Annotated in this window: 23 protein-coding genes and 1 riboswitch; of the genes, 10 read left to right on the top strand and 13 right to left on the bottom strand. The window is 59.2% G+C overall.

From position 1 onward, the window contains the following. Nucleotides 1-52: 52 nt before the first annotated feature. Nucleotides 53-252, bottom strand: a riboswitch (cobalamin riboswitch). 357 nt (nt 253-609) lie between these two features. Beyond that, nucleotides 610-1,635 carry a LacI family DNA-binding transcriptional regulator gene (locus tag ACR0MI_RS05365; RefSeq protein ID WP_170612609.1) on the top strand — a complete coding sequence of 342 codons (1,026 nt, stop codon included), beginning with the start codon at nt 610-612 and terminating at the stop codon, nt 1,633-1,635. Nucleotides 1,636-1,639: 4 nt separating this feature from the next. Beyond that, nucleotides 1,640-2,854, top strand: a complete 1,215-nt coding sequence (locus ACR0MI_RS05360) for a DNA glycosylase AlkZ-like family protein (RefSeq protein WP_170612611.1) — start codon at nt 1,640-1,642, stop codon at nt 2,852-2,854. A gap of 3 nt (nt 2,855-2,857) precedes the next feature. On the opposite strand, the gene ACR0MI_RS05355 is transcribed toward ACR0MI_RS05360, so the two are convergent. After that, the gene (locus ACR0MI_RS05355; RefSeq protein WP_170612613.1) at nt 2,858-3,556 is read right to left on the bottom strand and encodes a fumarylacetoacetate hydrolase family protein; all 699 of its coding nucleotides are present in this window, start codon (nt 3,554-3,556) and stop codon (nt 2,858-2,860) included. 211 nt (nt 3,557-3,767) lie between these two features. On the opposite strand from ACR0MI_RS05355, the gene ACR0MI_RS05350 reads away from it, so the two are divergent. Continuing rightward, nucleotides 3,768-5,183 (top strand): pyridoxal-dependent decarboxylase, encoded by a 1,416-nt coding sequence (locus ACR0MI_RS05350; protein WP_170816866.1) that lies wholly within the window; start codon nt 3,768-3,770, stop codon nt 5,181-5,183. A 3-nt stretch (nt 5,184-5,186) separates the two neighbouring features. Here ACR0MI_RS05350 and ACR0MI_RS05345 read toward each other — a convergent pair whose 3' ends face one another. Next, the gene (locus ACR0MI_RS05345) at nt 5,187-6,329 is read right to left on the bottom strand and encodes a DUF3095 domain-containing protein (RefSeq protein ID WP_480853835.1); all 1,143 of its coding nucleotides are present in this window, start codon (nt 6,327-6,329) and stop codon (nt 5,187-5,189) included. 151 nt (nt 6,330-6,480) lie between these two features. Here ACR0MI_RS05345 and ACR0MI_RS05340 point away from each other — a divergent pair, with 151 nt between their 5' ends. The 4 genes from ACR0MI_RS05340 (at nt 6,481) to ACR0MI_RS05325 (ending at nt 10,946) form a co-directional block, all read left to right on the top strand. Then, entirely contained in the window at nt 6,481-7,653 is a 1,173-nt protein-coding gene (locus ACR0MI_RS05340) for an MFS transporter (protein ID WP_170612619.1), read from the top strand. Next, a complete protein-coding gene (locus ACR0MI_RS05335) occupies nt 7,653-8,720 on the top strand; it encodes a glycosyltransferase family 4 protein (RefSeq protein WP_480853832.1) in 1,068 nt (355 codons plus the stop codon). Before ACR0MI_RS05340 ends, ACR0MI_RS05335 begins: the two co-directional genes overlap by 1 nt. A 114-nt stretch (nt 8,721-8,834) precedes the next feature. Further along, nucleotides 8,835-9,857: an aspartate-semialdehyde dehydrogenase gene (locus ACR0MI_RS05330; RefSeq protein WP_170612623.1), complete on the top strand. Its 1,023-nt coding sequence runs from the start codon at nt 8,835-8,837 to the stop codon at nt 9,855-9,857. A gap of 171 nt (nt 9,858-10,028) precedes the next feature. Further along, on the top strand, nt 10,029-10,946 hold the full coding sequence (locus tag ACR0MI_RS05325; protein WP_170612625.1) for an endonuclease/exonuclease/phosphatase family protein: 918 nt from the start codon (nt 10,029-10,031) through the stop codon (nt 10,944-10,946). A gap of 38 nt (nt 10,947-10,984) precedes the next feature. On the opposite strand, the gene ACR0MI_RS05320 is transcribed toward ACR0MI_RS05325, so the two are convergent. Further along, nucleotides 10,985-11,521, bottom strand: a complete 537-nt coding sequence (locus ACR0MI_RS05320) for an SRPBCC family protein (RefSeq protein WP_170612627.1) — start codon at nt 11,519-11,521, stop codon at nt 10,985-10,987. 204 nt (nt 11,522-11,725) lie between these two features. On the opposite strand from ACR0MI_RS05320, the gene ACR0MI_RS05315 reads away from it, so the two are divergent. The 3 genes from ACR0MI_RS05315 to ACR0MI_RS05305 all read left to right on the top strand — a co-directional run bounded on the left by ACR0MI_RS05315 (nt 11,726) and on the right by ACR0MI_RS05305 (nt 14,295). After that, on the top strand, nt 11,726-12,115 hold the full coding sequence (locus ACR0MI_RS05315; protein ID WP_170613141.1) for a hypothetical protein: 390 nt from the start codon (nt 11,726-11,728) through the stop codon (nt 12,113-12,115). Between the two features lie 63 nt (nt 12,116-12,178). Beyond that, nucleotides 12,179-13,561 carry a M17 family metallopeptidase gene (locus tag ACR0MI_RS05310; RefSeq protein WP_170612629.1) on the top strand — a complete coding sequence of 461 codons (1,383 nt, stop codon included), beginning with the start codon at nt 12,179-12,181 and terminating at the stop codon, nt 13,559-13,561. Beyond that, nucleotides 13,558-14,295, top strand: a complete 738-nt coding sequence (locus tag ACR0MI_RS05305) for a C40 family peptidase (RefSeq protein WP_170612631.1) — start codon at nt 13,558-13,560, stop codon at nt 14,293-14,295. The genes ACR0MI_RS05310 and ACR0MI_RS05305 overlap by 4 nt, the downstream gene beginning before the upstream one ends. Here ACR0MI_RS05305 and ACR0MI_RS05300 read toward each other — a convergent pair. The 10 genes from ACR0MI_RS05300 to ACR0MI_RS05255 all read right to left on the bottom strand — a co-directional run bounded on the left by ACR0MI_RS05300 (nt 14,292) and on the right by ACR0MI_RS05255 (nt 25,243). After that, nucleotides 14,292-14,642: a DUF2794 domain-containing protein gene (locus ACR0MI_RS05300; RefSeq protein ID WP_170612633.1), complete on the bottom strand. Its 351-nt coding sequence runs from the start codon at nt 14,640-14,642 to the stop codon at nt 14,292-14,294. The two genes, ACR0MI_RS05305 and ACR0MI_RS05300, sit on opposite strands and share 4 nt — an antisense overlap. Nucleotides 14,643-14,717: 75 nt before the next feature. Beyond that, nucleotides 14,718-16,382 (bottom strand): ABC transporter permease, encoded by a 1,665-nt coding sequence (locus ACR0MI_RS05295; protein ID WP_170612635.1) that lies wholly within the window; start codon nt 16,380-16,382, stop codon nt 14,718-14,720. 121 nt (nt 16,383-16,503) lie between these two features. Next, nucleotides 16,504-17,721, bottom strand: a complete 1,218-nt coding sequence (locus tag ACR0MI_RS05290; protein ID WP_170612637.1) for an acyl-CoA synthetase family protein — start codon at nt 17,719-17,721, stop codon at nt 16,504-16,506. Nucleotides 17,722-17,740: 19 nt separating this feature from the next. Then, nucleotides 17,741-18,574, bottom strand: a complete 834-nt coding sequence (locus tag ACR0MI_RS05285; protein WP_170612639.1) for an ABC transporter ATP-binding protein — start codon at nt 18,572-18,574, stop codon at nt 17,741-17,743. Nucleotides 18,575-18,687: 113 nt separating this feature from the next. After that, nucleotides 18,688-19,971, bottom strand: coding sequence for an ABC transporter substrate-binding protein (locus ACR0MI_RS05280; RefSeq protein ID WP_170612641.1), 1,284 nt, complete (start codon nt 19,969-19,971; stop codon nt 18,688-18,690). A 74-nt stretch (nt 19,972-20,045) separates the two neighbouring features. Next, nucleotides 20,046-21,122, bottom strand: coding sequence for a branched-chain amino acid ABC transporter permease (locus ACR0MI_RS05275; protein ID WP_170612643.1), 1,077 nt, complete (start codon nt 21,120-21,122; stop codon nt 20,046-20,048). A gap of 3 nt (nt 21,123-21,125) precedes the next feature. After that, on the bottom strand, nt 21,126-21,383 hold the full coding sequence (locus ACR0MI_RS05270; protein WP_170612645.1) for a hypothetical protein: 258 nt from the start codon (nt 21,381-21,383) through the stop codon (nt 21,126-21,128). A 3-nt stretch (nt 21,384-21,386) separates the two neighbouring features. After that, entirely contained in the window at nt 21,387-22,373 is a 987-nt protein-coding gene (locus ACR0MI_RS05265; protein WP_170612647.1) for a branched-chain amino acid ABC transporter permease, read from the bottom strand. Between the two features lie 29 nt (nt 22,374-22,402). Further along, complete coding sequence (locus ACR0MI_RS05260; RefSeq protein WP_170612649.1) at nt 22,403-23,221, bottom strand: ABC transporter ATP-binding protein; 819 nt, start codon at nt 23,219-23,221, stop codon at nt 22,403-22,405. Nucleotides 23,222-23,299: 78 nt separating this feature from the next. Then, nucleotides 23,300-25,243, bottom strand: a complete 1,944-nt coding sequence (locus tag ACR0MI_RS05255; protein WP_170613143.1) for an AMP-binding protein — start codon at nt 25,241-25,243, stop codon at nt 23,300-23,302. Nucleotides 25,244-25,391: the final 148 nt, after the last annotated feature.

Raw genomic sequence — 25,391 nt, 5'->3', positions numbered from 1 at the left:
TGTCGGGCAAACAGATCCGGCGCACACCCCGTCGCCGATGATGAACGCCCCTTCCAAGGGCGCATGTTCGGCAGGTCTCCTGACTTGCGGGTCAAAGCGCTAAACTAACCTTCCCGGGATACCCCAGTGGCATTATCAGCCGCGCTCGCCGCCTACAGTTGCGGGGGCAGTTGCAGAGTTGGCGAAATGTGCCGCACTGCATTCCCTATTGCTTCCGAGGATGTCCCCGGAACCGAACATGGCGCGTTCATGCCAGAATATGTAAGATACGGTCAACAATTGATTGCGGCGTTGCATGGGCCATTTGCGAAATCAGGAATTGCATGCCCGCGCTTGCTACGCGGTTTGGTATGCGCCACCGCGAGTGTGTGTATTTTCCTAGATATCTTTCCGCGGTCAATAGTCGTCGGTTCAGTTCGCGGACTTGAGATTTTGGGCCTGAAACTGCGGGCGTTGACTCGCGTGTAAAATTGAACTCGCCGCAAATATGTAGGGTCGCTCCGATGCACAAAAGGTCCGACCCGTCCAGCGTCCGACGCAGAAGCAGAGTTGTTGTATTTGTCGCCGTGTTCACGCTACCATCGGGCAAAACAACAGTGCAGGTGCCTCGTGACCACAGAAACAAAACGCCCGCTTACCCTTCGCGATGTCTCGGAAGCGTCGGGGGTATCCGAAATGACGGTCAGCAGGGTCCTGCGCAATCGGGGTGATGTATCGGATGCGACCCGAACACGGGTTCTGGCCGCCGCAAAAGAGCTGGGTTACGTGCCCAACAAAATTGCGGGTGCGCTGGCATCCAGCCGGGTCAATCTGGTCGCTGTCATCATCCCGTCACTGTCCAACATGGTCTTCCCCGAGGTCCTGACCGGCATCAATCAGGTGCTGGAAGACACCGAATTGCAGCCAGTGGTCGGCGTGACCGATTATTTGCCGGAAAAAGAGGAAAAAGTCCTTTACGAGATGCTCTCGTGGCGGCCTTCGGGCGTGATCATCGCGGGTCTGGAGCACACGGAAGCGGCCCGGGCGATGCTGGATTCCGCGGGCATTCCGGTGGTCGAAATCATGGATACCGACGGCAAACCCGTGGATGCGATGGTCGGCATTTCGCACCGCCGTGCCGGCCGCGAAATGGCGCAGGCCATTCTGAAGGCCGGATACCAGCATATCGGCTTCATGGGGACCAAGATGCCTTTGGACCACCGCGCGCGCAAACGTTTCGAAGGCTTTACCGAAGTTCTGGGCAAACACGGGATCGAGATCGAGGATCGCGAGTTCTATTCCGGCGGCTCAGCACTGGCCAAGGGGCGCGAGATGACGCAGGCGATGCTGGAACGGTCGCCGGAACTGGATTTTCTGTATTATTCCAATGATATGATCGGCGCTGGCGGACTGTTGTACCTGCTGGATCAGGGGATAGACATCCCTGGTCAAATCGGGCTGGCGGGGTTCAACAATGTCGAACTGCTGCAAGGTCTGCCCCGCAAACTGGCAACCATGGATGCCTGCCGGCTGGAAATTGGCCGTCAGGCCGCAGGGATCATCGCCGCACAGCTAGCCGACCCGGAAGCCGAGATTGAAACCCGCGTAACCCTGACGCCAAAAATCAGCTACGGCGACACACTGAAGCGGCGTTAGAGTCTTGGCACTGCCGAAACTGGACAACCGGACAGCCCGTGCGGTGTTCATGGATCGTCACTTGCTGTCCGAAACCCCGTCGGGCAGCGCAAAGGGCGCGGATCTTCTGGACCTGATCCGACGGCTTGGTTTTGTTCAGTTGGACAGTATCAACACCGTGGCCCGCGCCCATGACATGATCCTGTTTTCGCGCAGGTCCACCTATCGCAGCACACATCTGAAGCGCCTGTATGAACGGGACAGGGCGCTGTTCGAGCATTGGACACATGACGCCGCCGTTATTCCGATGGAGTTCTACCGGCATTGGCACCTGCGCTTTCAGCGCGACGCCGATTTGTTGAAAGCCCGCTGGAAGAATTGGCGGCGGGATGGATTTGAACAACAGTTCGCCTCGGTTCTGCTGCACATCCGCGATCACGGTCCGGTATCCTCGTCCGATGTGGGAAAGGACGAAAAGAAAGGATCGGGCGGCTGGTGGGACTGGCACCCGTCCAAAACCGCGCTGGAGTTCTTGTGGCGCTCGGGCGCGCTGACCGTCATTGGCCGGGACGGCTTTCAGAAACGCTACGACCTAACCGAACGGGTGATCGAAACTCATCTGTGCCCCGGTCATGCACCATGCGACGCCGAAAAAACGGTGGACTGGCTGTGCAACGCCGCCCTCGACAGGTTGGGGTTTGCAACATCGGGCGAACTGGCTGCGTTTTGGGATACGGTCAGCGCGGCCGAGGCGAAAGACTGGTGCGCCGCAGCCCAAAAAAGCGGCGAGATTGAAGAAATCGAAATCAGCTGCGCGGATGGCCGTACAAGGAAAGTGCTTTCCCGCCCGGGCTTGGTTGAAGAGGCCCGTGAACTGCCCGCGCCACCGGGCAGGATTCGCGTGCTCAGCCCGTTTGACCCGATGCTGCGGGATCGAAACCGTGCCGAACGCCTGTTCGGGTTTCACTACAGGATCGAAGTGTTTGTGCCCGCGCCCAAAAGAACCTACGGCTATTATGTCTTTCCCCTGCTCGAAGGTGATCGGCTGATCGGCCGGATCGACATGAAGGCCCACAGGGATTGCGGCGAATTGCGGGTACAATCCGTCTGGCCCGAGCGAAAGTTGCGCTGGTCAGAGGCGCGCACCCGGCGTCTGGAGGCCGAGCTGGACCGGGTGCGCAGGTTTGCCGGCCTTGATCGTGTTGAGCTTGCCGACGGCTGGCTGAAAGACCCTAAATAGGCTCTATTCAGCCTTTGACAGGGTCAGGTGGATCGGTTCAAGACCGTCAATTCCGCCATCAATCACATCACCGGCCTGGACCGCACCAACACCGGCCGGGGTGCCTGTCATGATCAGATCGCCCGGACGAAGGTGATAGTAATTTGAAAGATGGCTCACGATCTCATCAATTTTCCAGATCAGCTCATCCAGGGTCGCATCCTGCCGGACTTCACCGTTGACGCTCAGATGAATGCGCTTGTCTTTGTCCGGCGACCAGCTCTCCGACCGGGTCAGCGGCGCAAAAACGGCACCGTTTTCCAGATCCTTGCCCAGATCCCACGGGCGCTGTTTGTTCCGTTCACGGATTTGCAGATCGCGGCGGGTCATGTCCAGCGCGCAGCCATAGGCAAACACCGCGCCCAAAGCCTGCTCGCGACTGACGCGGAACACCGGCTTACCGATTGCAATCGCCAGCTCCATTTCGTGATGATAGTTTTCGGTACCCGGCGGATATGGCACGGTCGCTCCGGTCAGGATGGCGTTTGGTGCGGACTTGGTGAAATAGAACGGCGCCTCGCGGTCCACTGTATTTCCCATTTCAGCCGCATGGGCCGCATAGTTCCGCCCGACGCAAAAAATCCGGCCCACCGGATATTCGGCCTGCTCGCCGACAACCGGTATCGCAACAGGGTCGGGAAGAGAAAACAGCTTGTCCTGCATGACAGCCCCCAGTTTGAAACATCGCCGGGCATCTTAGGTGTCTTCCCATCACTGGCAAGACGTTGGCGACCGGGATGCGCAACGTTTTGACCTGACATTCAAGACTTCGGGTTTCTTAGAAGCATTGACCTTTCGCTCCGGATAACTCTCACTGCCCCGGATATTCAACCACCCGGGACATCCCGGATCAGACGGAAACACGGGGAACAGCATGCAGTGGAACGAATTCGCGGAATGGGGCCGAAAAGTCGCTGACTGGACGCAGAACTACCACGAAACCGTTGGCGACAGGCCCGTCCGGGCACGGTGCGAACCGGGTGAGGTCTTGAATGCGTTACCGTCTGAACCGCCCGAAACCGCCCAGCCCATGGAAGACATCTTCCGGGATTTTGAGCAGATCGTAATGCCCGGCATCACCCATTGGCAGCACCCCCGGTTCTTTGCCTATTTCAACTCGAACGCCTCGGCCCCGTCGGTTCTGGGTGAGTTTCTGGCCAGCGCCATCGCGCCACAATGCATGTTGTGGCAAACCTCGCCCGCTGCAACCGAGATGGAAACCCGGATGATGGATTGGTTGCGGCAGGCTTTGGATCTGCCGGACGGTTTCGCCGGAGTGATTCAGGACTCGGCCTCGTCGGCGACGCTGGCCGCCGTGTTGACGATGCGGGAAAAGGCACTGGCCTGGCAGGGCAACAAACAGGGGCTGTTCGCGCAGAAACCCCTGCGCATCTATTGTTCATCCGAGGTTCACACCTCAATCGACAGGGCCATCTGGGTTGCCGGAATTGGCGAAGACAACTTGGTGCGTGTTCCCATCAAGGGCGACTGGCGCGGAATGGATCCCGACGCGCTGGAAGCGGCCATTCAGGCAGATTTAGACTCTGGTTTGCAGCCTGCGGGCGTCATTTTGTGCGTCGGCGGAACCGGCGTCGGGGCAACCGATCCTGTGGATCGTTGCTTAGAAATCGCCGCCAAATACGACCTCTATTCCCATGTCGATGCAGCCTGGGCCGGGTCGGCCATGATCTGCCCCGAATACCGGCACTACTGGCCCGGGATCGAACAGGCTGACAGCATCGTCTTCAACCCCCACAAGTGGCTGGGGGTACAGTTCGACTGCTGCGCGCATTTCCTGAAGAACCCCGACGATCTGGTCCAAACGCTGGCTATCAGACCGGAATACCTGAAAACACATGGTAAAGACGGGATCGTCAATTACTCGGAATGGTCCGTTCCATTGGGGCGTCGCTTCCGCGCGCTGAAACTGTGGTTCGTGATACGCACCTACGGGCTGGAAGGCCTGCGCCAGCGGATGCGAAATCACGTCAACTGGTCCAAAGCGCTGCATGACAAACTTGCGTCGGAACCGGATTTTCAGATCACGACGGCGCCGATGTGGTCACTCTGGTCCTTTCGGTACATGCCCGAAGGCTGCGCCGACCCGGATGATCTGAATTTGCGGCTGGTCAACGCCATCAATGATGACGGACGGATTTATCTGACACAAACACGTGTGGATGGCGATCTGGTCATCCGGTTCCAGGCCGGACAATTCGAAACCACGGAACAGGACGTGATGATGGCCTATGACGTCATAACGGACATTGCCCGTGGCCTGACTCCTTAGAGACTAAGCCCTCATCCCGGCGGCGGCCTGGGCGTAACCGCCGGATGCACCGTCAACAAAATGCACGTGATCATCGCGAACGGCAGAGGGCACAAAACAGGTCATCATCGCCTCGTCCTGAGCATGGATGCCATAGCGGATCTTGCCCTGCTGGCGCGCCTGTTCCAGCATCTGCCGGATGCGTGCCAGCGTGGCCTGATCGCAATCCAGCGTCATCTTGAGGCCGTCGTCGAATTTGCGGAAGTCCGCATTTTTGCTGACCATTTCCTTGTAATTTTGGGGCTCGAAACTGCCCAGTCGCCTGCCGGACAGAAACAGCAGAAAGATGAACAGGTTTTCACCCAACATCTTCATAGTGTGCCAAAGAATGTTGCCGCCGGCGCGCATGACACGCGCATTGATCGCAATACCCGGCGGCGGCCACGAGATTGGCGGCCCGTTGACCGGCACCGGGTGGCCCGCGCGATCCAGCGCCTCGGACACGGACAGCACCGACTGCGCCAGATCCGCAAAATCGATTTCTGTCGCGGTCGCGGTCGGTTGCACAACCAGCGATACGATCTGGCCATGTTTCGCTGGGCTGTTGGACCACCGGCAGGACAAGCCCGTCAGATCCGGGTGCGCGCCGGGTGCCGCATCGGGAACAGCGTATTGCCCCGACTTCATCTGCGTCTCGGCCCAGGCCAGCCCACCGCCCGAGAACATCGCGTAGTCCACGCCCGACGATGGCGCATAGCGGGCAACGCGCACATCCCGGCCCGCATTCCGGATATCCGCAACCGGCACCACGGCGCCGCGCAGGGAAACCGAAAACTCTTCATGCGCCCAGCGCTGCAAAGCGGACAGGGTGGCGCGGGCTGTATCCGCTGCGCTGGCCGGGACGGCGAATCCCGCGCCGTCGCCGCCAAAGATATAGGGAAACAGCTTGCCGCCCACTGCGTTGATCATGCCCGAAATCACCGCCGCTCCGACCATGTTCACGGTTTTGTACCGGCCCCGCGCGATTTCACCGGTCGAATCGACGATATCAGCAACCCCGACAACCCAGTCATCCGGCACCGGTGTAAATCGCGCAGGCTTTGCAAGTTCGGTAAAGTCCCTCAACAGCGGCAGGGATTCATAGAAATCGGAATGGACGTCTTTCATTGTCCCCTCAGCGTTGGTGCCTTGTGTCGGTTCCTGATTTGAACAATAGCCCGATTGTGATGTCTGTCCGCCAAATTCAGCATAGCACACGCGCTTGTGCATGATGGCACGACATGCCAAGCATGGCCCGTATTCAGGTTGAGGGCAGATCATGCAGGCAGGATTGGTGGTTTTGTGTCTGGCCTATGTGCTCAGCCAGTTTTTTCGCGCTTTTCTGGCTGTGCTCAGCGTGGATCTGGGCCGGGACCTGGGGGCCACGCCCGAGGACCTGGCCTTTGCCTCGGGCCTGTGGTTCTTCATATTCGCCCTGATGCAGATTCCGGTCGGCTGGGCGCTTGACCGGATCGGACCCCGCCTGACCGCTTCCTTGTTGCTGCTGATCGGCGGTGCAGGAGGGGCTGCTGTTTTTGCGATGGCAACTGCGCCGTTGCATATCAGTATCGCGATGGCCCTGATCGGCATCGGGTGTTCTCCGGTGCTGATGGCCTCGTACTATATCTTCGCGCGCGAGTTTCCTCCCGCCCGTTTTGCCACACTGGCCGCCGTCATGCTGGGTGTCGGTTCCGTCGGTAACCTGGTGGCCTCGTACCCGACGGCACTGGCGGTCGAACTGATGGGCTGGCGCGCAACGCTGGCCGGACTGGCGGCGATCTCGGGCTTTGTGGCGATTGGAATCTGGTTGACGGTCCACGATCCGCATAAGATCGAAACAGAACAGAAAGGATCGTTGCTGGATCTGCTCAGGGAACCAGCGCTCTGGACGATACTTCCGTTGATGCTGGTGGCCTATGCGCCTTCCGGGGCGCTGCGAGGATTGTGGGCCGGGCCGTACCTGCAGGACGTCTTTGGCCTGGGCACCGCGCAAATCGGGCAGGCAACCCTGGTAATGGGCGCAGCGATGATTGCGGGAACCTTTGTCTATGGCCCGCTTGACCGCATTCTTGGCACGCGCAAATGGGTGATCTTCGGCGGCAACGCGCTCAGCGCTGTGTCCCTGATCCTGTTGTGTATCTGGGTCGCCGACGCGGTCTGGGTGTCCGTCATCCTGCTGGCCCTGATCGGATTTACCGGCGCCACATTTCCCGTGATCATGGCGCATGGCCGTGCCTTCATCCCCCCGCATCTAGTCGGCCGGGGCGTCACCCTACTGAACCTGTTTGGAATTGGCGGCGTTGGTGTGGCGCAGTTTGCCACCGGGCGGCTTCATGCCGCTACAGAAGGCGCGGGGCCCGCTGCGCCCTATACGGCCATTTTCGGGTTCTTTGCCATAACAGTTGCGATTGGGTGCCTGATTTACCTATTCAGCCGCGACAGCATAGACTGATGCCAATCAACCCTGAACAGGAGATCACAGTGCGGGAAATCGAGGTCATCGCACCCAACCTGAAACACAGCCTGTCAGGCGTGACCACAACGATCATTCGGCTTTTGCCGATCCAACGCGACCTGATCGAAATTCGCGCGACGGGACCCGGACTGCCCGACGATCTGCCGCACATCCGGCTATGGAAGGTTCCGTTTCTGTCAAACCGGGTGCAACGGGTCTGGCATGCCCGACGCAACACCGAGATGCTGGCAGGACTGGCGCTGAAACATCTGTTCCGGCGCAATTTCCGCCTGCTCTTCACTTCGGCCGCGCAGCGTGATCATTCGGGGTTTACCAAGTGGCTGATCTCGAAGATGGATGCGCTGATCGCGACCACTCCGCAGGCGGCTTCGTTTCTGAAACACCCGGCAACTGTCATCATGCACGGAGTGAACACGGACCTGTTTCATCCGGCACAATCCAAGCAAGCCCTGCGCCAGAAGCTCGGTCTGCCCGATGGCGTTCTGATCGGCTGTTTTGGCCGTATCCGCCCGCAAAAGGGCGTGGACCTTCTGGTGGACGCCGCAATCGAGGTTCTGCCGTCCCACCCTGATGCGCAGATTATCTTCACCGGCCGGGCCACCAAAGAGTTCGAAGGCTTTCAGCAGGAACAGGAACAAAAGCTCAAGGCCGCCGGGTTGGCGGACCGGGTGCATTTTCTGGGCGAGCGTCCGTGGGAAGAGATCGTGGAAACCTATCGCGCGCTGGACCTGTTCGTGGCCCCTGCACGGCACGAAGGCTTCGGCCTGACCCCGCTCGAGGCGATGGCGTCTGGCGTGCCTGCCATCGCCTGTCACGGTGTTGGCGCATTCAGCGCGCAGATCAAAGATGGTGTGACCGGCCGTCTGGTCGAGAAAGACAATGCAAAGGCGCTGGCGGGCGCGTTGCAGGAAATGTTGGAAGACCGCGAAAAACTGGCGCTGGCCGGGCAGGCTGCACGGGCCCATGTCGAGAAGAATTTTCGAATCGAGGGCGAGGCGGAAGCCATCGTTCGGGTCTATCGATCCTTGCTGGAGGCGCATTGACCCGCCGCAATGGTGTCAATTTGGTGTTCCGCGCCGAAATTCGCTTCGATTAGTCTTTTTTCTTCGCCGCAACGCGGCTATGAACGCGCGTCCTTAGACTTCAGGAGACATGATATGGGCTATCGCGTCGTCGTCGTTGGCGCCACTGGCAATGTGGGCCGCGAAATGCTGAACATCCTGGCTGAACGCCAGTTCCCCGTGGACGAACTTGCCGCGCTGGCAAGCCGCCGTTCGCTGGGCACCGAGGTCAGCTTTGGCGACAAGACATTGACGACCAAGGATCTGGATACATTCGATTTCAGCGGTTGGGACATCGCGCTGTTTGCCGTGGGTTCGGCGGCGACCAAGGACTATGCGCCCAAAGCCGCGGCTGCCGGCTGCGTGGTGATCGATAACTCGTCGCTGTATCGCTATGACCCGGACATTCCGCTGATCGTGCCGGAATGTAACCCGCAGGCGATCCACGACTACAAGAACAAGAACATCATCGCCAACCCCAACTGCTCGACCGCGCAGATGGTTGTGGCGCTGAAACCGCTGCATGACCGCGCCAAGATCAAGCGCGTTGTCGTGTCGACTTATCAGTCGGTTTCGGGCGCAGGCAAGGAAGGCATGGACGAGCTGTGGGATCAGACCAAGGCCGTGTACAACCCGATCAACGAGGTTGAGCCGAAGAAGTTCCAGAAGCAGATCGCTTTCAACGTCATTCCGCAGATCGACGTCTTCATGGAAGACGGCTCGACCAAGGAAGAGTGGAAGATGGTTGTCGAAACCAAGAAGATCGTCGATCCGTCGATCAAGGTCACGGCCACTTGCGTTCGTGTTCCGGTCTTTGTCGGCCATTCCGAGGCGGTGAATATCGAGTTCGAGGAATTCCTCGACGAAGACGAAGCCCGCGACATCCTGCGCGAGGCACCCGGCATCATGGTGATCGACAAGCGTGAGGCGGGTGGCTACGTCTCGCCCATTGAATGCGTCGGTGATTTCGCCACTTTCATCAGCCGCATCCGTCAGGACTCGACCGTCGAAAACGGTCTGAACCTGTGGTGTGTGTCGGACAACCTGCGCAAGGGTGCGGCCCTGAACGCCGTTCAGATTGCCGAGCTGCTGGGCCGTGAGGTTCTGAAAAAGGGCTGAATTCTTCCCATCCGAATGTACGAAGGGGCCGCTTCACATGAAGTGGCCCTTTTTTCTCGGCCCCGGCCCGGTGATCGGCCGGACGTTCGAGACCCTCACACCAGTTTCAACTGGACGTATACACCACAAAATGCACAGTGTTTGCCCTGAGCATTTCGATTGAGGCAGAACGTGCGTTTCCTGAACAACAACAGGTTTGCCCGATCCGCTATTCTGGGTTGTGCAACGCTTCTCATGGGTTTGGTGATCCTTGGATTCACCGGACGGTATTTTGCACCCGGTGACTCGGTCGCCCTGATGAGACCCCAGATTGGCGTGCTGCTGATCGTCTTTGCCGCGATCCTCATGGCCGTGCGTGCCAGGGGTTTCGCGTTGGCCTCCCTTGCTTTCGCAGTGATTGCGGTGGGGTCCGTTGCGGCCGGGCTCGTACCTGTTTCAGACGAATGCGATGATCCTTGTGTGACCTTGTATCAAAAGAACCTGATGTCTGTGGCATGGCCCCGGTATTCCCTTGCCGACGACATCCTTTCTTCGGACGCGGACATCGTGACACTTCAGGAAGTTTCCAGCCACAACCGGCAATATATGGAAAACCTGTTCGGGAATTACCCGACATCGGCAATATGTGAGTTCAGGCCCGAGCAGAACGTTGCGATACTGACCAGACTGGCCGTTGTTGAGGGTTCAGAGTTCTGCCTGCAGGGGCTTGGACTGGTGGGTCTTCAGGTCGTCGGTCCGGGTGGTCAGCCGGTTTGGGTCGTCTCCGTTCACCTAAACTGGCCCTACCCTTATGGCCAGTTCGAACAGAGCAAAAAGATCGCCCACCAAATCGAACAACTGGACGGCCCTGTTCTGATCGCCGGGGACTTCAACATGGCCCATTGGGGCAGCAGCGTGCGCCGTATCGGTATGGCTGCCGGCAATCACGTGTTTGGCGCAGTTATGAACACGCACATTCTTGGCAACTGGATGATGCCGATGCCGATCGACAATCTTCTGGTGCCCAATGGCACGACGGGCACGGCGGAACTGCGCCCGTTCATGGGATCCGACCATATGGGAATCAGGGCCCGCATAAGCCTGCCCTGAGAACTCATATTTTCAGCTTTTTAGAGGCTGTTTTTGCCTTACTGGCCGGATTCGACCAGTTCTTTGAGGTTGGAAAGCCCGCGCTCGTAATCCCCGCCGACCCATTCATCCATCATGAGCCCCATCCAGCGCGACATGGGGTTCATACCAAGATCACTTTCAAAGCCCCACGAAATCTCGGTCTGATCGCCTTCGGGCTGCAGAGTAAACGACGCATTTGCCGTCCCCATGGATCCGAAATCCAGCGCGGTTCTGACAAACTGGTTTTCAACGCTTTCGATGATTTCTTGTGATCCCGATCCGACCTGAGGATGCTCAGAGCTCCAGCTCAGGGTATTCCCGACGCCGGCTTCTGGGCCGCTGTAGGCCAGTTTGGTTTCCGGATCGCGCGCCAGCCAAGGCGACCATTTCTCGGTCGCCTGCATCGAGTTCACAAAAGGAAAGATGGCAGCAGCCGGCGCGTTGATGGTGACGCTTCGCGAGACTTCGGCCTTACCGGGCAGCAGATAGGACGCGCCCACCAGAACCAGTATCAATACAAGTAAAATCAGAAGAATTCGTTTTATCCATCGCATGGCTGTCTCCGATCCCAAGCAGAATAATCTCATGTTCAAAAACCGACGGCGCCAGATTGGACCAGAGCCGCGCCAGCTTGACTTTGCCGCGCCACGCAAATGGAATTCAACATAAATTCGAAGAACTTTCCCGACCCATTGCAAGGTTTTGCAAAGATTATGGGGCGCATTCTCTGCCCGTGCCGTGGGGGCATGAACATAGGGGTGAACGTGGTGGATAATGTAATCACGCTGGAGCACACGGAATCCGTGCGGCTGGATCCGGATCGCATTGGCGGCTTGTGCCGTCAACTTGGTGACAAGAACGCGCTGGATGTCATGTGCCGAACCGTTGAAGAACTGGCCGTGCGGCTTTCGAACTGCGAACGATTCTGGCGGCAACGCAACTGGGCCGATCTTCGCAAATGCGCCAGATCACTGGTGGCGATTGCCGATCAGATCGGAATGACGGCGCTGGCCCATGTGGCAAGTGATGTAGCCAGGACAGTCGATGCCGGGGACGCGGTGGCCTCGGGGGCGACGCTGTGCCGTCTGATCCGTGTGGGCGAGCGATCGCTGACGGCAATTTGGGATCAGCAGGATCTTTCCGTTTGACGGGGGTTGCAGGCGCGCGTCCGGTGGCTAGTCTGGGCGCGAACCGAGCCAGCCGAGAACCCTATGACCCTGTCCTTTGCACCTGCCTCTGAACCGTCCTTGCCGCTTCATGTGATCGAACAATCCCGGCTGGAGGACTGGCTTAAAAACCAGAGCGCGAAAGTGCAATCATGGATTGCCGTCAACGGTTTCACCGGTGCTTTGGGACAGGCCCTGTTGATACCGGACACTGATGGTGTGCCGGGCTGCGCAGTTGCGGGATACGGAACGGGCGCCACGCGGGCGCGCAAACGTTTTCCTCTGGCGGCCGCGGCCGAAGCGTTGCCCCAAGGCAACTACCGCATTGCGTCAGGTGTTCCCGAGGATGCGCTGGACACAGAAAGCCTTGGCTGGCTTTTGACCGGATACACTTTTGATCGCTACGCCAGCCAGTCTCCTGTTGGTGCCAGGCTGGTTGCACCCGACGGGTTGAACAGCGCGCGGATTGAAGCGATCGCCACCGCCGAGGCGCTGATCCGAGATCTTGTCAATACGCCCGCGTCCGACATGGGGCCGGATCAGTTGCAGGCCGCCGCGGAAACGCTCGCGCAGGAATTCGGGGCCTCTTGCAACGTGATCGCAGGCAACGCTCTGCTGGAAAACAACTTTCCGATGATCCACGCCGTTGGCCGTGCCGCCGCGCAGGAACCTCGGCTGATCGAAGTGAACTGGGGCACCAGCGGCCCCAAACTGACACTGGTGGGTAAAGGCGTCTGTTTCGACACCGGCGGGCTGGATCTGAAACCGGCGGCGGCGATGGGACTGATGAAAAAGGATATGGGCGGGGCGGCCAATGTGCTGGGTCTGGCCCGCATGATCATGTCCCTGAACCTTCCGCTACAGCTTCGGGTCTTAATCCCTACCGTGGAAAACGCGGTTTCGGGTAGTGCATTCCGTCCCGGCGACATCCTGACCTCACGCAAGGGGTCTACCGTCGAGATCAACAACACCGATGCAGAGGGGCGGCTGGTTCTGGCCGATGCCCTGACACTGGCAGATGAGGGGCAGCCGGATCTGCTGATCTCGATGGCCACGCTCACCGGCGCGGCGCGCGTTGCGGTCGGAGCGGATCTGGCTCCATTCTACACCGATGACGATGGCGCGGCGGAAATCCTGACCGGCGCGGCGCGGTTAGCGGCGGATCCCGTCTGGAGGATGCCGTTCCACGAACCTTATGAAGCCTTGATCGAACCCGGCATAGCAGATCTGGACAATGCCCCATCGGGCGGGTTCGCAGGTTCGATCACTGCGGCCTTGTTTCTGCGACGCTTTGCAGGCCAAAGTCGCTACATGCATTTTGACATCTATTCATGGCAACGCGCCAAGGAGCCGGGACGCAGCAAAGGTGGCCTTGGACAAGGCCCTCGGGCCTTGCTGGCCGCGTTGCCAGAGTTGTTGGACCTATGAGCCGTCTTCGAGTCATCGAACCGGTTGTCGACCTTCTGCGCCAACCGGACGGACCGCGCGACCGTCAATTGCTGTTTGGTGATACGGTTGAGGTCCGTGAAAACCGGGAAGGGTGGAGCCGCGTCACTTCGGACAAGGACGGATATCAGGGCTGGGTTGCGACAGACCGTTTGGGGCCCGAGGCGTCACCGACCCACTGGATCACGGCCCCGTCGACTCATACCTATGTGTGGGCGGACATCAAAAGCGCGGATCGGGCATCGCTGAGTTTTGGCAGCAAGGTTCAGGCTCTTTCCAAGCAAAACGGGTTTTTTGAAACCGAGCTGGGGTTCATTCCGTCCACCCACGCCACCACAATTTCCGACACAGTGAATGACCCGGTTGCCGTAGCCGAACTGTTTTTGGGCACGCCCTATCTTTGGGGTGGCAACAGCCGGTTTGGCCTGGATTGCTCGGGGCTTGTTCAGGCCGGGTTGCTGGCCTGTGGCATTGCCTGCCCCGGTGACAGTGGCGATCAGGAAAGGGCGTTGGGACACCTGGTGCCGCAGGATGCACCCGCAAAACGGGGCGATCTGTTATTCTGGAAAGGACATGTGGCCTGGGTCAGCGGCAACAACATGCTGCTGCACGCCAACGCCCACGATATGGCGGTCGTATATGAACCGATGGATCGGGCCATTGCCCGTATCCGGGAACAAGGCGACGGGCCGGTTACGTCACATAAAAGGCTCTAATCCAGGTCAACCGCCCGGATCAGCTTCCGCTCAAGCACGCGCAACACGGTGCGCAGGTCATGGCCGCGTTTCAGAATTCGACCGTCCATGCCAATGACCGAGTACATTCCTTGCCGCTGACGAAGGCGGGGGTGTTTTTCCACCCGGTAAATCGGATGCTCGGCCGTGCGTCGGAAGATCGAAAAAACTGCCGTATCCCGTAGGTTTGAAATGCCATAGTCGCGCCATTCTCCGGCGGCGACCATTCGGCCATAAACAGACAGGATCTGGGTCATCTCGCGCCGGTCAAAAGCGACTGGCATCTGAGCCGGGCTGGCAGAAAACCCGCTGGGTGGCTGCATTTTCATACTCTCAGCCTTGCCGGAAATTCTATTTTAATCAACCCCGAGGCAGACACGCTGGTTCATTTTGCCTTGAACCTGTTACCTGCGGCCAACCTGCCGGCAGATCAGGATAACCGGCAACAATCCAACAGCCAGTATCACAAGCGAGGGTACGGCAGCCCCTTCCAGCCGCTCATCAGACGCCAATCTGTAAGCCTGCACTGCCAGCGTGTCGAAGTTGAAGGGCCGCATGATCAGCGTCGCGGGCAGTTCCTTCATGACATCGACAAACACGATCAGCAGCGCAGTCAGCAGCGATGGCGTCAGAATCGGCAGGTGCACCCGCCGCAGCGTCGCCAGCGGCGTCTGGCCCAAAGACCGCGACGCGGCATCCATATTTGCGTGAACCGTGCTTTGTCCGCCTTCATAGGCGCTGAGCGCGGCGGCCAGAAACCGCACCATATACGCTGCGACCAGCAACCAGATCGAACCGGTGATTAGCAACCCGGTCGAAATATCGAAGGTCTTGCGCATCCACGCGTCCAGCGTGTTGTCGAACCCGGCAAAAGGCACGATCAGACCGACCGCAATGACACCGCCCGGAACCGCGTATCCCAGCCGCGCCAGATAAGCCGCCGCTGACGAGACGCGCCCCGGTCTCAGGCGCTGATAAAAGCCCACGCAAATGGCGGCGAACACGGTCACCACTGCGGCTATACCGGCCAAAGTCAGCGAGTTCTGGATGAACCCGATATAGCGCCGCGACAGAAGGTTCTGTTCGGAGGTCATCCCCATCTGCACCAATATGATCACCGGCAGAAGGAAACCCAGGACAACCGGTATGATGCACAGGACAAATGCCCCGACCGACTGCCAGCCTTTCAAATGTGCTGTTGGCAGCGCGGCGTGGCTTTTACCGGCCTGATAGTATTTGGCTTTGCCGCGCTGGGTCCGTTCGGCCACGGCCATCAGCAGCGCGAACCCAAGCAGGCACAGGGCCAGCTGAGCGGCAGCGGCGCGGTCGCCTATGGAAAACCAGCTTGTATAGATCCCGGTGGCAAAAGTCTGAACGCCGAAATAGGCGACTGTTCCAAAATCGGCGATGGTCTCCATCACTGCCAGCAGAACACCGCCCGCAATCGCCGGGCGCGCCATCGGCAGGGACACGCGCCAGAATGCCATCCACGGGCTGTTGCCCAACGCCCGGGCCGCCAAAAAGGCTGAACCGCTTTGCTGTATGAACGCCGCGCGCGCCAGCAGATAGACGTAGGGATACAGTACCAGGATCAGCATGACCGCCGCCCCTTCGGTCGAGCGGATTTCGGGGAACCAGTAGTCGCGCGGCCCCCAGCCCGTTATCTGCCGCAGGTTGGTTTGAACAATGCCGGGGTGATCCAGAATGAAGGTGTATGCATAAGCCAGAACATAGGCCGGAAAGGCCAGGGGCAGAACCAGAGCGATCTCGAGAAGTCGCACACCGGGAAAGCGTGTCATGGTCACAAGCCACGCGGCACCGACACCGATCGAAAAGGTCCCCGCCGAAACCAGGACCACCAGAACCGCCGTGGTCAGCGCGTATCCGGGCAGAACCGTGGACATCAGATGCGAGATCGTGGCCGTACCACCGGTTGCGGCCGCCAGAACAACCGCCACCATCGGCAGCAGACAGGCCGCAGCCACAAAAAGAGCGACCCCGCCAACAAGCCTGGTGCCCAATACGCCGCGGTTGCGGGATCCGTGTTCTGAATACTCTATTTCGGCCATTGTCCCGGCTAACGAGTGGCAAATGCGCAGGTTTGGTCTTTCATTGACCAAAACGCTCGGAAAAGCCAGTAGGCGGGGCAACAATTCTGCGGCACTTACTGCCGCAGACTGTTCCGATGCGTCATTCGTAGACGCGCTGATCCTCGATCACCAGCCCATCCTTGGGAAGCGAGCCGGGTGCCACCACCTCGACCGCGCCCTTCAGCTTCAGGACCTCGACGACCGATTTGGCATAGGCCGCGTCGTTTTCGCAGGGGCTTTCGATCTGAACCGTCATCATGTCCATCTCGCCCTGCCGGGCTGCAATCACGCGCGCCTTGACGATCTCCTCATGCTTGTCCACCAGCGCCGCAACCTGTTCCGGACGCACGAACATGCCCTTGATCTTGGTGGTCTGATCGGCGCGGCCCATCCAGCCCTTGATGCGGGTATTTGTCCGCCCGCAAGGGGACTGGCCCGGCATCATGGCTGACAGATCACCGGTGGCAAAGCGGATCAGCGGGTAATCCGGGTTGAAGGTCGTGACCACAACCTCACCAACCTCGCCGGGTGCAACCGGAATTCCGGTGCCGGGGGTGACGATCTCGACGATGACATGTTCGTCGATGATCATCCCTTCCATCGCGGCACTTTCATAGGCAATGTTGCCCAGATCCGCCGTGGCATAGCATTGCAGGCAGGAAATACCCCGGTCGGCATAGTCCTGCCGCAATGAGGGAAACAGCGCACCCCCGCCCACAACCGCCTTCGAGAAAGTCAGCGAAACGCCCATCTCGTCAGCCTTATCCAGAATCACTTTCAGGTAATCCGGCGTTCCCGCATATGCGGTACATCCGATATCACGGGCAGCAGTGACCTGAAGCTCGGTCTGGCCGGTGCCTGCTGGCAACACGGCAGCGCCGACGGCCCGCGCGCCGTTCTCAAAGATCATTCCGGCCGGGGTCAGATGATACCCAAAACAGTTCTGCACGATGTCTCCGGGTCCGACTCCGGCGGCGTGCAGAAACCGGCCCATGCGCCACCAGTCGTGATCCGTGCTGCCCGGTTCGTATATCGGACCCGGTGATTGAAACACGTGGTGGAAATGACGCGCCGGTTTTACCGTAAACCCACCAAATGGCGCGCGTGCGGCCTGCCCCTGTGTCAGGTCGGACTTCCGCAAAACCGGCAGTTTCGCCAGATCCTCGATCGTGGCAACCGCGTCGACATCCGCATCCGCAAAATGAGCCGCAAATCCCGGTGCCGATTTCGCCCGCTGCAATTGCGCGCGCAATGCCTGGGTCTGATCAGACAAACGTTGATCGGCCGAGCGGGTTTCGAGTGCATCGAAGTAAGTCATCGCCAAATCCTCCATCCGCTCACAGCCACCGCTTGCGGCGGCGATAAGAGCGCACGTCCCGAAAGCTCTTGCGGCCTTCGTCCGACATGCCGAGATAGAATTCCTTTACATCCGGGTTTTCGCGCAATTCTGCGGCGGGGCCGTCCATCACGACGCGACCCGATTCCAGAATGTATCCGTAATGCGCGAACCTAAGCGCGACATTGGTGTTCTGTTCGGCCAGCAGGAAGGACACGCCTTCTTTCTCGTTCAGATCCTTCACAATGCCGAAAATCTCTTCGACCAGCTGCGGCGCCAGTCCCATCGACGGTTCGTCCAGCAGGATTGTCTCGGGCCGGGACATCAGCGCCCGTCCCATCGCAACCATCTGCTGCTCGCCACCCGAGGTATAACCGGCCTGGCTTCGGCGGCGTTCCTTGAGGCGGGGGAAATATGTGTAGACCAGCTCAAGGTCCTGCTGAATCGCGGCCTTGCCATCCTTGCGGGTATAGGCACCGGTCAGCAGGTTTTCCTCGACCGTCAGGTGTTCGAAGCAATGGCGACCCTCCATCACCTGGATCACGCCTTTCTGCACCAGATCGGCCGGATCGCTTTCGTGAACACTGGTTCCGCGATATTTGATGGAACCTTTGGTCACCTCGCCCCGTTCGGAATGCAGCAGGTTCGACACCGCCTTTAGCGTCGTCGTCTTGCCTGCACCATTGCCGCCCAGCAAGGCCGTGATGCCGCCCTTGGGCACAGTCAGGCTGACGCCTTTCAGCACGAGGATCACATGGTTGTAGATCACCTCGATATTGTTGACTTCCAGCAGGGTTTCCGCCTGCACGTCAGTGGTTTGTGCCGCATCCAGCATCAGCGTGTTTCCTCATGCCTGCCCCATCCGGGGCGGTTCATCAGGAGCGGCAGGCGCGCCGCCGCTCCGATTGTTTGGCGGCCCCGGATCGCTCCGGGGCGCGGAGTCTTCTCTTATTCGCAGCGGGGTGCGACGTTATTTTCAGCCGCGTACGCGTTTGAATCTTCCGCAACCAGCGCGCCGATCACTTCGCCATCGGTTGGCTTGAAGTCGGAAATCAGGCTCCAGGTCTTGGTGCCGGCATCCCATTGGGACACACCGATCAGGCCGGGGCCACCATGGTTGTCACACGACACCTGGAAGGTCGGGCCAAAGTTCGGCATGCCCAGTGCGGCCATACGCTCTTCGGTGATGTTGAGGTTCTCCATCGCGTCACGCACCATGCCCGGTGTGACGTCGCCGGTTCCGTTGGCCTCTTGCGCGTCCTTGATCGCCTCGGCAGCCAGCATCGCGGAATAGAGACCGCGGTTGTACAGAACGGTACCGACCTGATCGCCCGCGCCTGCGGCCTTACCGGCATCGACAACATGCGTTTTGATGTCATCGAATACGGGGAAATCATTACCGACCGCGTGGAAGGTGACGGCTTTGTACCCGTTCGCCTTGTCACCTGCGGGCAGCACGTCATGCTGCGCACCCGACCACCAGACGCCGATGAAGTTTTCCATCGGGAAACGGATGTTCGCGGCTTCCTGGATTGCGACCTGGTTCATCACGCCCCAGCCCCACATCAGAACGTAGTCCGGCTTTTCGCGGCGGATTTGCAGCCATTGCGACTTTTGCTCCTGACCGGGGTGATCGACCGGCAGCGTGGACAGTTCAAAACCGTGCTTCTTGGACAGCTCTTCCAGCGTGCGGATCGGCTCTTTGCCGTAGGCCGAGTTGTGATAGACCAGCGCGATTTTCTTGCCGTTCAGATCACCGCCATTTTCTTCCAGCAGATAGTTCACCGCGCCCGAGGCCCCGTCCCAGTAATTGGCGGGATAGTTGAAGACATGGCTGAACACCTTGCCGTTGCGGGCCGAAGTCCGGCCATATCCCATGGTGTGAAGCGGAATGTCATCGGCCGTCACTTTCGGGATGAGCTGATAGGTGATGCCGGTCGACAGCGGTTGATAGATCAGCGCGCCCTCGCCCTTGGTCGATTCATAGCATTCCACACCTTTTTCGGTGTTGTAGCCGGTCTCGCATTCGACAACACGAACGGGAACACCGCCGATACCGCCATCCCTCTCATTCAACAGAGTGAAATAGTCGTTGTAGCCGTCCGAGAACGGAATACCGCCCGCAGCATAAGGCCCTGTGCGATAGCTGAGGTCCGGGATCACAAGATCCGCCAAAGCGGGCCCTGCGGCCATCAGAGCGCCCAGCGCCATAGTTGCCAGTTTCTTGTTCATCGGGTGTTTCCTCCCTTGGTTATTCCGATGCGGTTTCGGGCTTTGCACCCGTCTTATGATTGGGCCGGTTCCGTTTAGTGCGGGAACGGCCAGAGTCTGAGCTTTTCCTTGGCCACGCGCCACAGCTGCGCCAGCCCGTGTGGTTCCAGGATCAGGAACATGATGATCAGCGCACCGACGATCACAAGCTGAAGATGCGCCACGATATCGGTGGGCCAGCCCAAAACGTCGACCCCGACAACCTTCAGAACCACCGGCAACAGCACAAGAAACGCAGCCCCGGCAAAGGATCCGAAAATAGAGCCTAATCCGCCGATAATCACCATGAACAGCACCAGGAACGACTTCTGGATGCCGAACACCTCGCCCACTTCGACCGCGCCCAGATAGACCGCAAAGAACAGCGCACCAGCGATGCCGACAAAGAACGAACTGACGGCGAAGGCGCTGATCTTGGCCTTCAGCGGGTTCACTCCGATGATTTCGGCTGCGATGTCCATGTCACGGATCGCCATCCATGTGCGCCCGGTGGTGCCGCGCGTCAGGTTGCGGGCAATCAGCGCGCTGACCGTCAGGAAGATCAGGCAGAACAGATAGGTTGCCCAGGCCGGAGCATTCGGCCCCGTGATGATGATGCCGAACACGTCACGTTCGGGCGCATTGATCTGACCCGAAGCGGAATAGTTGTAGAACCACGGCACCCGGTTGAACAGCCAGACCAGAAAGAACTGCGCCGCCAGCGTGGCCACCGCCAGATAGAACCCTTTGATCCGCAGCGAAGGCAGACCGAACAGCACACCCACGATGGCCGTAATACCTCCGGCAAGCAGGACATGGATGAACATGCTGACATCGGGAAAGGCCGTCATCAGCTTGTAGCAGGCATATGCGCCCACAGCCATGAACCCGCCGGTCCCCAGCGATACCTGCCCGCAATAGCCCACCAGAATGTTCAGCCCGATGGCCGCAATTGCGTAGATCAGGAACGGCAACAGCAGCGCGTTGGCCCAATAATCGTTGATGATGAACGGAATGATCCCGAACGCCACCGCCAGCACCACGTAGTAGCGGTACCGATCAAACTTGATCGGGAAAGTCTGGCTGTCATCCACGTACGAGACTTTGAAGTCCCCGGCTTCACGATAGAACATGTCTTACTTTCCCCATTCTTCCTGCGCCCGGTTCCGGGTCGCAGCGTCCAATTGTTTTGAAGACTTGGCGTAACCGCTCTGTTCGGTGTTGCGCACCAGTTTCATATAGGCCAGCACGCCCGTCACCAGACCGGCAAACGCCAGGATCGCGGCGATCATCAACTGGCCGTCCGTTAGCCCCTCGGCCGTGATCGCGATGTAGCCGAAGGCCCAGAACCCGGCCCAGGCGATGACGTTAATGATGGCGATCAGCTTCTGCACGACCTAAACCCTTTCGATGATCTTCTCACCGAACAGACCCTGAGGCCGGAACACGAGGAAGATCAGCGCCAGAACATAGGCGAACCAGTTTTCGGTCGCGCCGCCCACCATCGGGCCGATCGCGAATTCGAACAGCTTCTCTCCCACACCGATGATCAGCCCGCCCACGATCGCGCCGGGGATCGAGGTGAACCCGCCCAGCATCAACACCGGCAGCGCCTTGAGTGCGATCAGCGACAATGAGAACTGCACGCCGGACTTGGTGCCCCACATGATCCCTGCGACCAGTGCCACGAATCCGGCCACCGACCAGACCATGACCCAGATGAAGTTCAGCGAAATGCCGACCGACAGCGCAGCCTGGTGATCATCCGCCACGGCGCGCATCGCCCGGCCCTGTTTGGTGTACTGGCTGAAGGCCACCAGCGCCGCCACCAGCAGCGCCGCAATGACCGTCGCCACGATATCCAGATTGTCGATGAAGAAGCCGTAATCGAAGATGTTGAACGTCGTCTCGTCAATCCACAGGTTGATACCCTGCGGCAGGCCAACATCCAGCGTCTTGATCTCGGATCCCCACATCAGGTCGGCCACACCTTCAAGGAAATAGGCCAGACCGATGGTCGCCATGAACAGAATGATCGGCTCCTGCCCGACCAAATGGCGCATGACGAACCGCTGCACCGCCCAGGCCAGCAAGACCATCACCGCCATTGTCAGAATGATCGCCAGCAACGCGGGCACGTTCCAGCCGAAATAGTGGACATGGGTGCCGAAGATCGCGTTGATCAGATGCGCAAAGGGCACCTGACCATTCATGATCCCGACCAGTGTCATCGCCGCAAAAAGGGCCATAACCCCTTGCGCGTAATTGAAAATCCCGGACGCCTTGTAGATCAGCACAAAGCCCAGCGCGACCAGTGCATAAAGCACCCCGGCCATCAGACCGTTGAGGATGACCTCCATCGCAAATACGAGTTGTTCAGGCATGTCAGCCCCTCCCCAATTCTGCCAAGGCTTCAGTCATGGCTGACCCCCAGATAGGCGTCGATGACTTCCTGATTGTTGCGCACCTCGTCGGGTGTGCCATCGCCGATCTTCTTGCCGTAATCCATCACGACCACCCGGTCGCTCAGGTCCATCACCACGCCCATGTCGTGTTCGATCAGGGCAATCGTGGTGCCGAATTCGTCATTCACGTCGAGGATAAAGCGGCTCATGTCCTCTTTCTCTTCGACATTCATGCCCGCCATCGGTTCATCCAGCAGCAACAGCTTGGGCTCCGCAGCCAGCGCACGGGCCAGCTCGACGCGTTTTTTCAACCCGTATGGCAAGCGCGCCACGGGCGTCTTTCGGATGTGCTGAATTTCAAGAAAGTCGATGATCTTCTCGACTGCCTCGCGGTTCTCGACCTCTTCCGCCTCGGCCTTACCCTTCCAGAACGCCTGCTGCAGGACGTTGGTCTTCATGTAGTTCAGACGGCCGGTCATCACGTTATCCAGAACGCTCATCCCCTCGAACAGGGCGATGTTCTGGAACGTGCGCGCAATGCCCTGACGCGCCACTTCGTAGGGGCGCATCGCCGGGCGTTTCGATCCGTGGAACCAGACCTCACCCTCCTGCGGAACATAGAACCCGGAAATCACGTTCAGCATCGAGGATTTACCGGCCCCGTTCGGGCCGATGATCGCGCGAATTTCACCTTCGCGGATGTCAAACGAGATATCCTTGATCGCCACGACGCCGCCAAAGCGCAGGGTGATGTTCTTCATCTCCATCACCACACCGCCGATCTTGCGGCCGTCTTCGGTGACATATCCTTCGGAATTATCCAGCATCAGTCGCTCCCTGACGTTTGGAAAAACGGGACGGCGGGCGGGGCGATGACCGCAGGTCGAGCGGCGTACGACCGGCCCTCATTCTGCCGCCACCTTGTGCTGCGCGACAGGCACGACCGGTGCATCGACAATCTTCAAGGTCGCGCTGATCGCGCCTTTGCGGCCATCCTCATAGGTCACTTCCGTGGTCGTCGAAATGCTCTCGGACCCATCATAAAGTGCCTGGATGATGTCGTGGAACTTCTCTTCAACGAAGCCGCGCCGCACCTTGCGGGTCCGGGTCATTTCACCGTCATCCGCATCCAGTTCCTTGTGCAGAACCACAAAGCGATGCACCTGGCAGCCCGACAACATTTCGTCAGCGGCCACAGACTTGTTCACCTCTTCCACATGGCCGCGAATCGTCTCTAACACACGGGGATGCGCCGCCAGTTCCTGATATGACGCATAGGCCACATTGTTGCGTTCGGCCCAGTTGCCGACAGCAGTCAGGTCGATATTGATGAAGGCCACGCAGCGATCCTTGCCGTTGCCGAACAGGACAACTTCAAGAATGTCAGGAAAGAACTTCAGTTTGTTTTCGACATATTTCGGCGCGAACATGGACCCGTCGGCCATTTTGCCCACATCCTTGGCGCGGTCGATGATCCGCAGATGGCCGCTGCTTTCTTCGATAAATCCGGCGTCCCCGGTCGCCACCCAACCTTCGGCATCCTTGGTCGATGCCGTCGATTCCGGGTTGTTGTAATACTCGACGAACACACCGGGCGAGCGGTAGTGAATCTCGCCCTTGTCGTCGATCTTCAGTTCGACATCCGGCGCAGGGACGCCAACAGTGTCGGCCCGAACCTCTCCATCCGGCTGAACGGTGATAAAGACCGTCGCTTCGGTCTGGCCGTAAAGCTGTTTCAGGTTGATGCCCAACGAGCGGTAGAAATCGAAAATCTCCGGCCCAATTGCCTCACCCGCCGTGTAGCCGACGCGAAAGCGACCGTAGCCAAGCGTGTCCTTCAGCGGACCATACACCAGCAGATTGCCCAGCGCGTATTTCATCCGGTCGCCGAAACCCACCGGCTTGCCGTCTAGCAGCAGGCCTCCGACCTTCTTGGCATGCGCCATGAAGTGGTGGAACATGCGCTGCTTCAGTTTGCTCGCATCCTCCATCCGGATCATCACGTTGGTCAGCTGGGTCTCGAACACGCGCGGCGGGGCAAAGAAATAGGTCGGTCCGATCTCGCGCAGGTCCGTCATCATCGTGTCGGCGCTTTCGGGGCAGTTCACGCAGAAGCCGCACCAATAAGCCTGTCCGATCGAAAAGATGAAATCCCCCACCCACGCCATCGGCAGATAGGACAGAATGTCTTCGTTCCGTGTCAGATGATCGAAATCGGCCGAGTTCTTGGCGCTTTCGATCACGTTGCGGTTCGACAGCACCACACCCTTGGGCTTGCCGGTGGTGCCCGAGGTGTAAAGCATCACGCATGTGTCGTCATAGGTGATCTCTGAGATGCGCTTGTCCAGTTCCTCATCGAACCGCGCATGGCCGGCGCTGCCCTCGGCCATGATATCGGCCAAAGCGTTCATCTGACTGTGGTCGTATTTCCGCATCCCCCGCTTGTCGGTATAGAGGATGTGTTTGACCTGATCCATTTTTTCCTGGATTTCGATGACCTTGTCGACTTGCTCCTGATCACCGCAGACGACGTATTTCGCGCCGCAATGTTCCAGAACATAGGCCATCTCTTCGGCGACCGAATCCTGATAGAGAGGCACCGGAACCGCGCCCACCATCTGGGCTGCGACCATGGACCAGTAATGCGCCGGGCGGTTGCGGCCGATCACCGCGATATGGTCGCCCTTCTCGACGCCAAGCTCCAGAAAACCCAGCGCGATGGCGCGGATTTCCCGGGCTGCTTCCGCCCAGGTCCAGCATTGCCAGATCCCGAATTCTTTTTCCCGATAGGCCGGGGCATCCCCGAACCGGGTCACATTGCGGTGTAACAGCGCCGGAAGAGACTGCATCCCTTCGGCGCCCGACTGCGTCTGAGCCAATCTTTTCTCCTCCCCATCCGACCCCTCTCCCAGGGGGCGGAAATGGCGGGTCCGGAACAGGGTCCGAACGCCAATGCCCCGATTTGGGACAGTGGCACAATCAGCGTCAACTTTTTCC

The sequence above is a fragment of the Ruegeria sp. D4 genome, assembly GCF_056534475.1.
Note: the sequence above shows the minus strand (reverse complement) of the source record. Positions and strands in the feature narration are given on the sequence as shown.

Excerpts from the sequence above, each read along its gene's own strand:
- ACR0MI_RS05280 (WP_170612641.1), bottom strand. The coding sequence starts at position 19,971 with ATGAACAAGAAACTGGCAACTATGGCGCTGGGCGCTCTGATGGCCGCA.
- ACR0MI_RS05260 (WP_170612649.1), bottom strand. The coding sequence starts at position 23,221 with ATGCTGGATAATTCCGAAGGATATGTCACCGAAGACGGCCGCAAGATC.
- ACR0MI_RS05275 (WP_170612643.1), bottom strand. The coding sequence starts at position 21,122 with ATGTTCTATCGTGAAGCCGGGGACTTCAAAGTCTCGTACGTGGATGAC.
- ACR0MI_RS05300 (WP_170612633.1), bottom strand. The coding sequence starts at position 14,642 with ATGAAAATGCAGCCACCCAGCGGGTTTTCTGCCAGCCCGGCTCAGATG.
- ACR0MI_RS05340 (WP_170612619.1), top strand. The coding sequence starts at position 6,481 with ATGCAGGCAGGATTGGTGGTTTTGTGTCTGGCCTATGTGCTCAGCCAG.
- ACR0MI_RS05310 (WP_170612629.1), top strand. The coding sequence starts at position 12,179 with ATGACCCTGTCCTTTGCACCTGCCTCTGAACCGTCCTTGCCGCTTCAT.
- ACR0MI_RS05330 (WP_170612623.1), top strand. The coding sequence starts at position 8,835 with ATGGGCTATCGCGTCGTCGTCGTTGGCGCCACTGGCAATGTGGGCCGC.
- ACR0MI_RS05320 (WP_170612627.1), bottom strand. The coding sequence starts at position 11,521 with ATGCGATGGATAAAACGAATTCTTCTGATTTTACTTGTATTGATACTG.
- ACR0MI_RS05345 (WP_480853835.1), bottom strand. The coding sequence starts at position 6,329 with ATGAAAGACGTCCATTCCGATTTCTATGAATCCCTGCCGCTGTTGAGG.
- ACR0MI_RS05265 (WP_170612647.1), bottom strand. The coding sequence starts at position 22,373 with ATGCCTGAACAACTCGTATTTGCGATGGAGGTCATCCTCAACGGTCTG.
- ACR0MI_RS05290 (WP_170612637.1), bottom strand. The coding sequence starts at position 17,721 with ATGACTTACTTCGATGCACTCGAAACCCGCTCGGCCGATCAACGTTTG.
- ACR0MI_RS05335 (WP_480853832.1), top strand. The coding sequence starts at position 7,653 with ATGCCAATCAACCCTGAACAGGAGATCACAGTGCGGGAAATCGAGGTC.
- ACR0MI_RS05285 (WP_170612639.1), bottom strand. The coding sequence starts at position 18,574 with ATGCTGGATGCGGCACAAACCACTGACGTGCAGGCGGAAACCCTGCTG.
- ACR0MI_RS05355 (WP_170612613.1), bottom strand. The coding sequence starts at position 3,556 with ATGCAGGACAAGCTGTTTTCTCTTCCCGACCCTGTTGCGATACCGGTT.
- ACR0MI_RS05295 (WP_170612635.1), bottom strand. The coding sequence starts at position 16,382 with ATGGCCGAAATAGAGTATTCAGAACACGGATCCCGCAACCGCGGCGTA.
- ACR0MI_RS05305 (WP_170612631.1), top strand. The coding sequence starts at position 13,558 with ATGAGCCGTCTTCGAGTCATCGAACCGGTTGTCGACCTTCTGCGCCAA.
- ACR0MI_RS05350 (WP_170816866.1), top strand. The coding sequence starts at position 3,768 with ATGCAGTGGAACGAATTCGCGGAATGGGGCCGAAAAGTCGCTGACTGG.
- ACR0MI_RS05255 (WP_170613143.1), bottom strand. The coding sequence starts at position 25,243 with ATGCAGTCTCTTCCGGCGCTGTTACACCGCAATGTGACCCGGTTCGGG.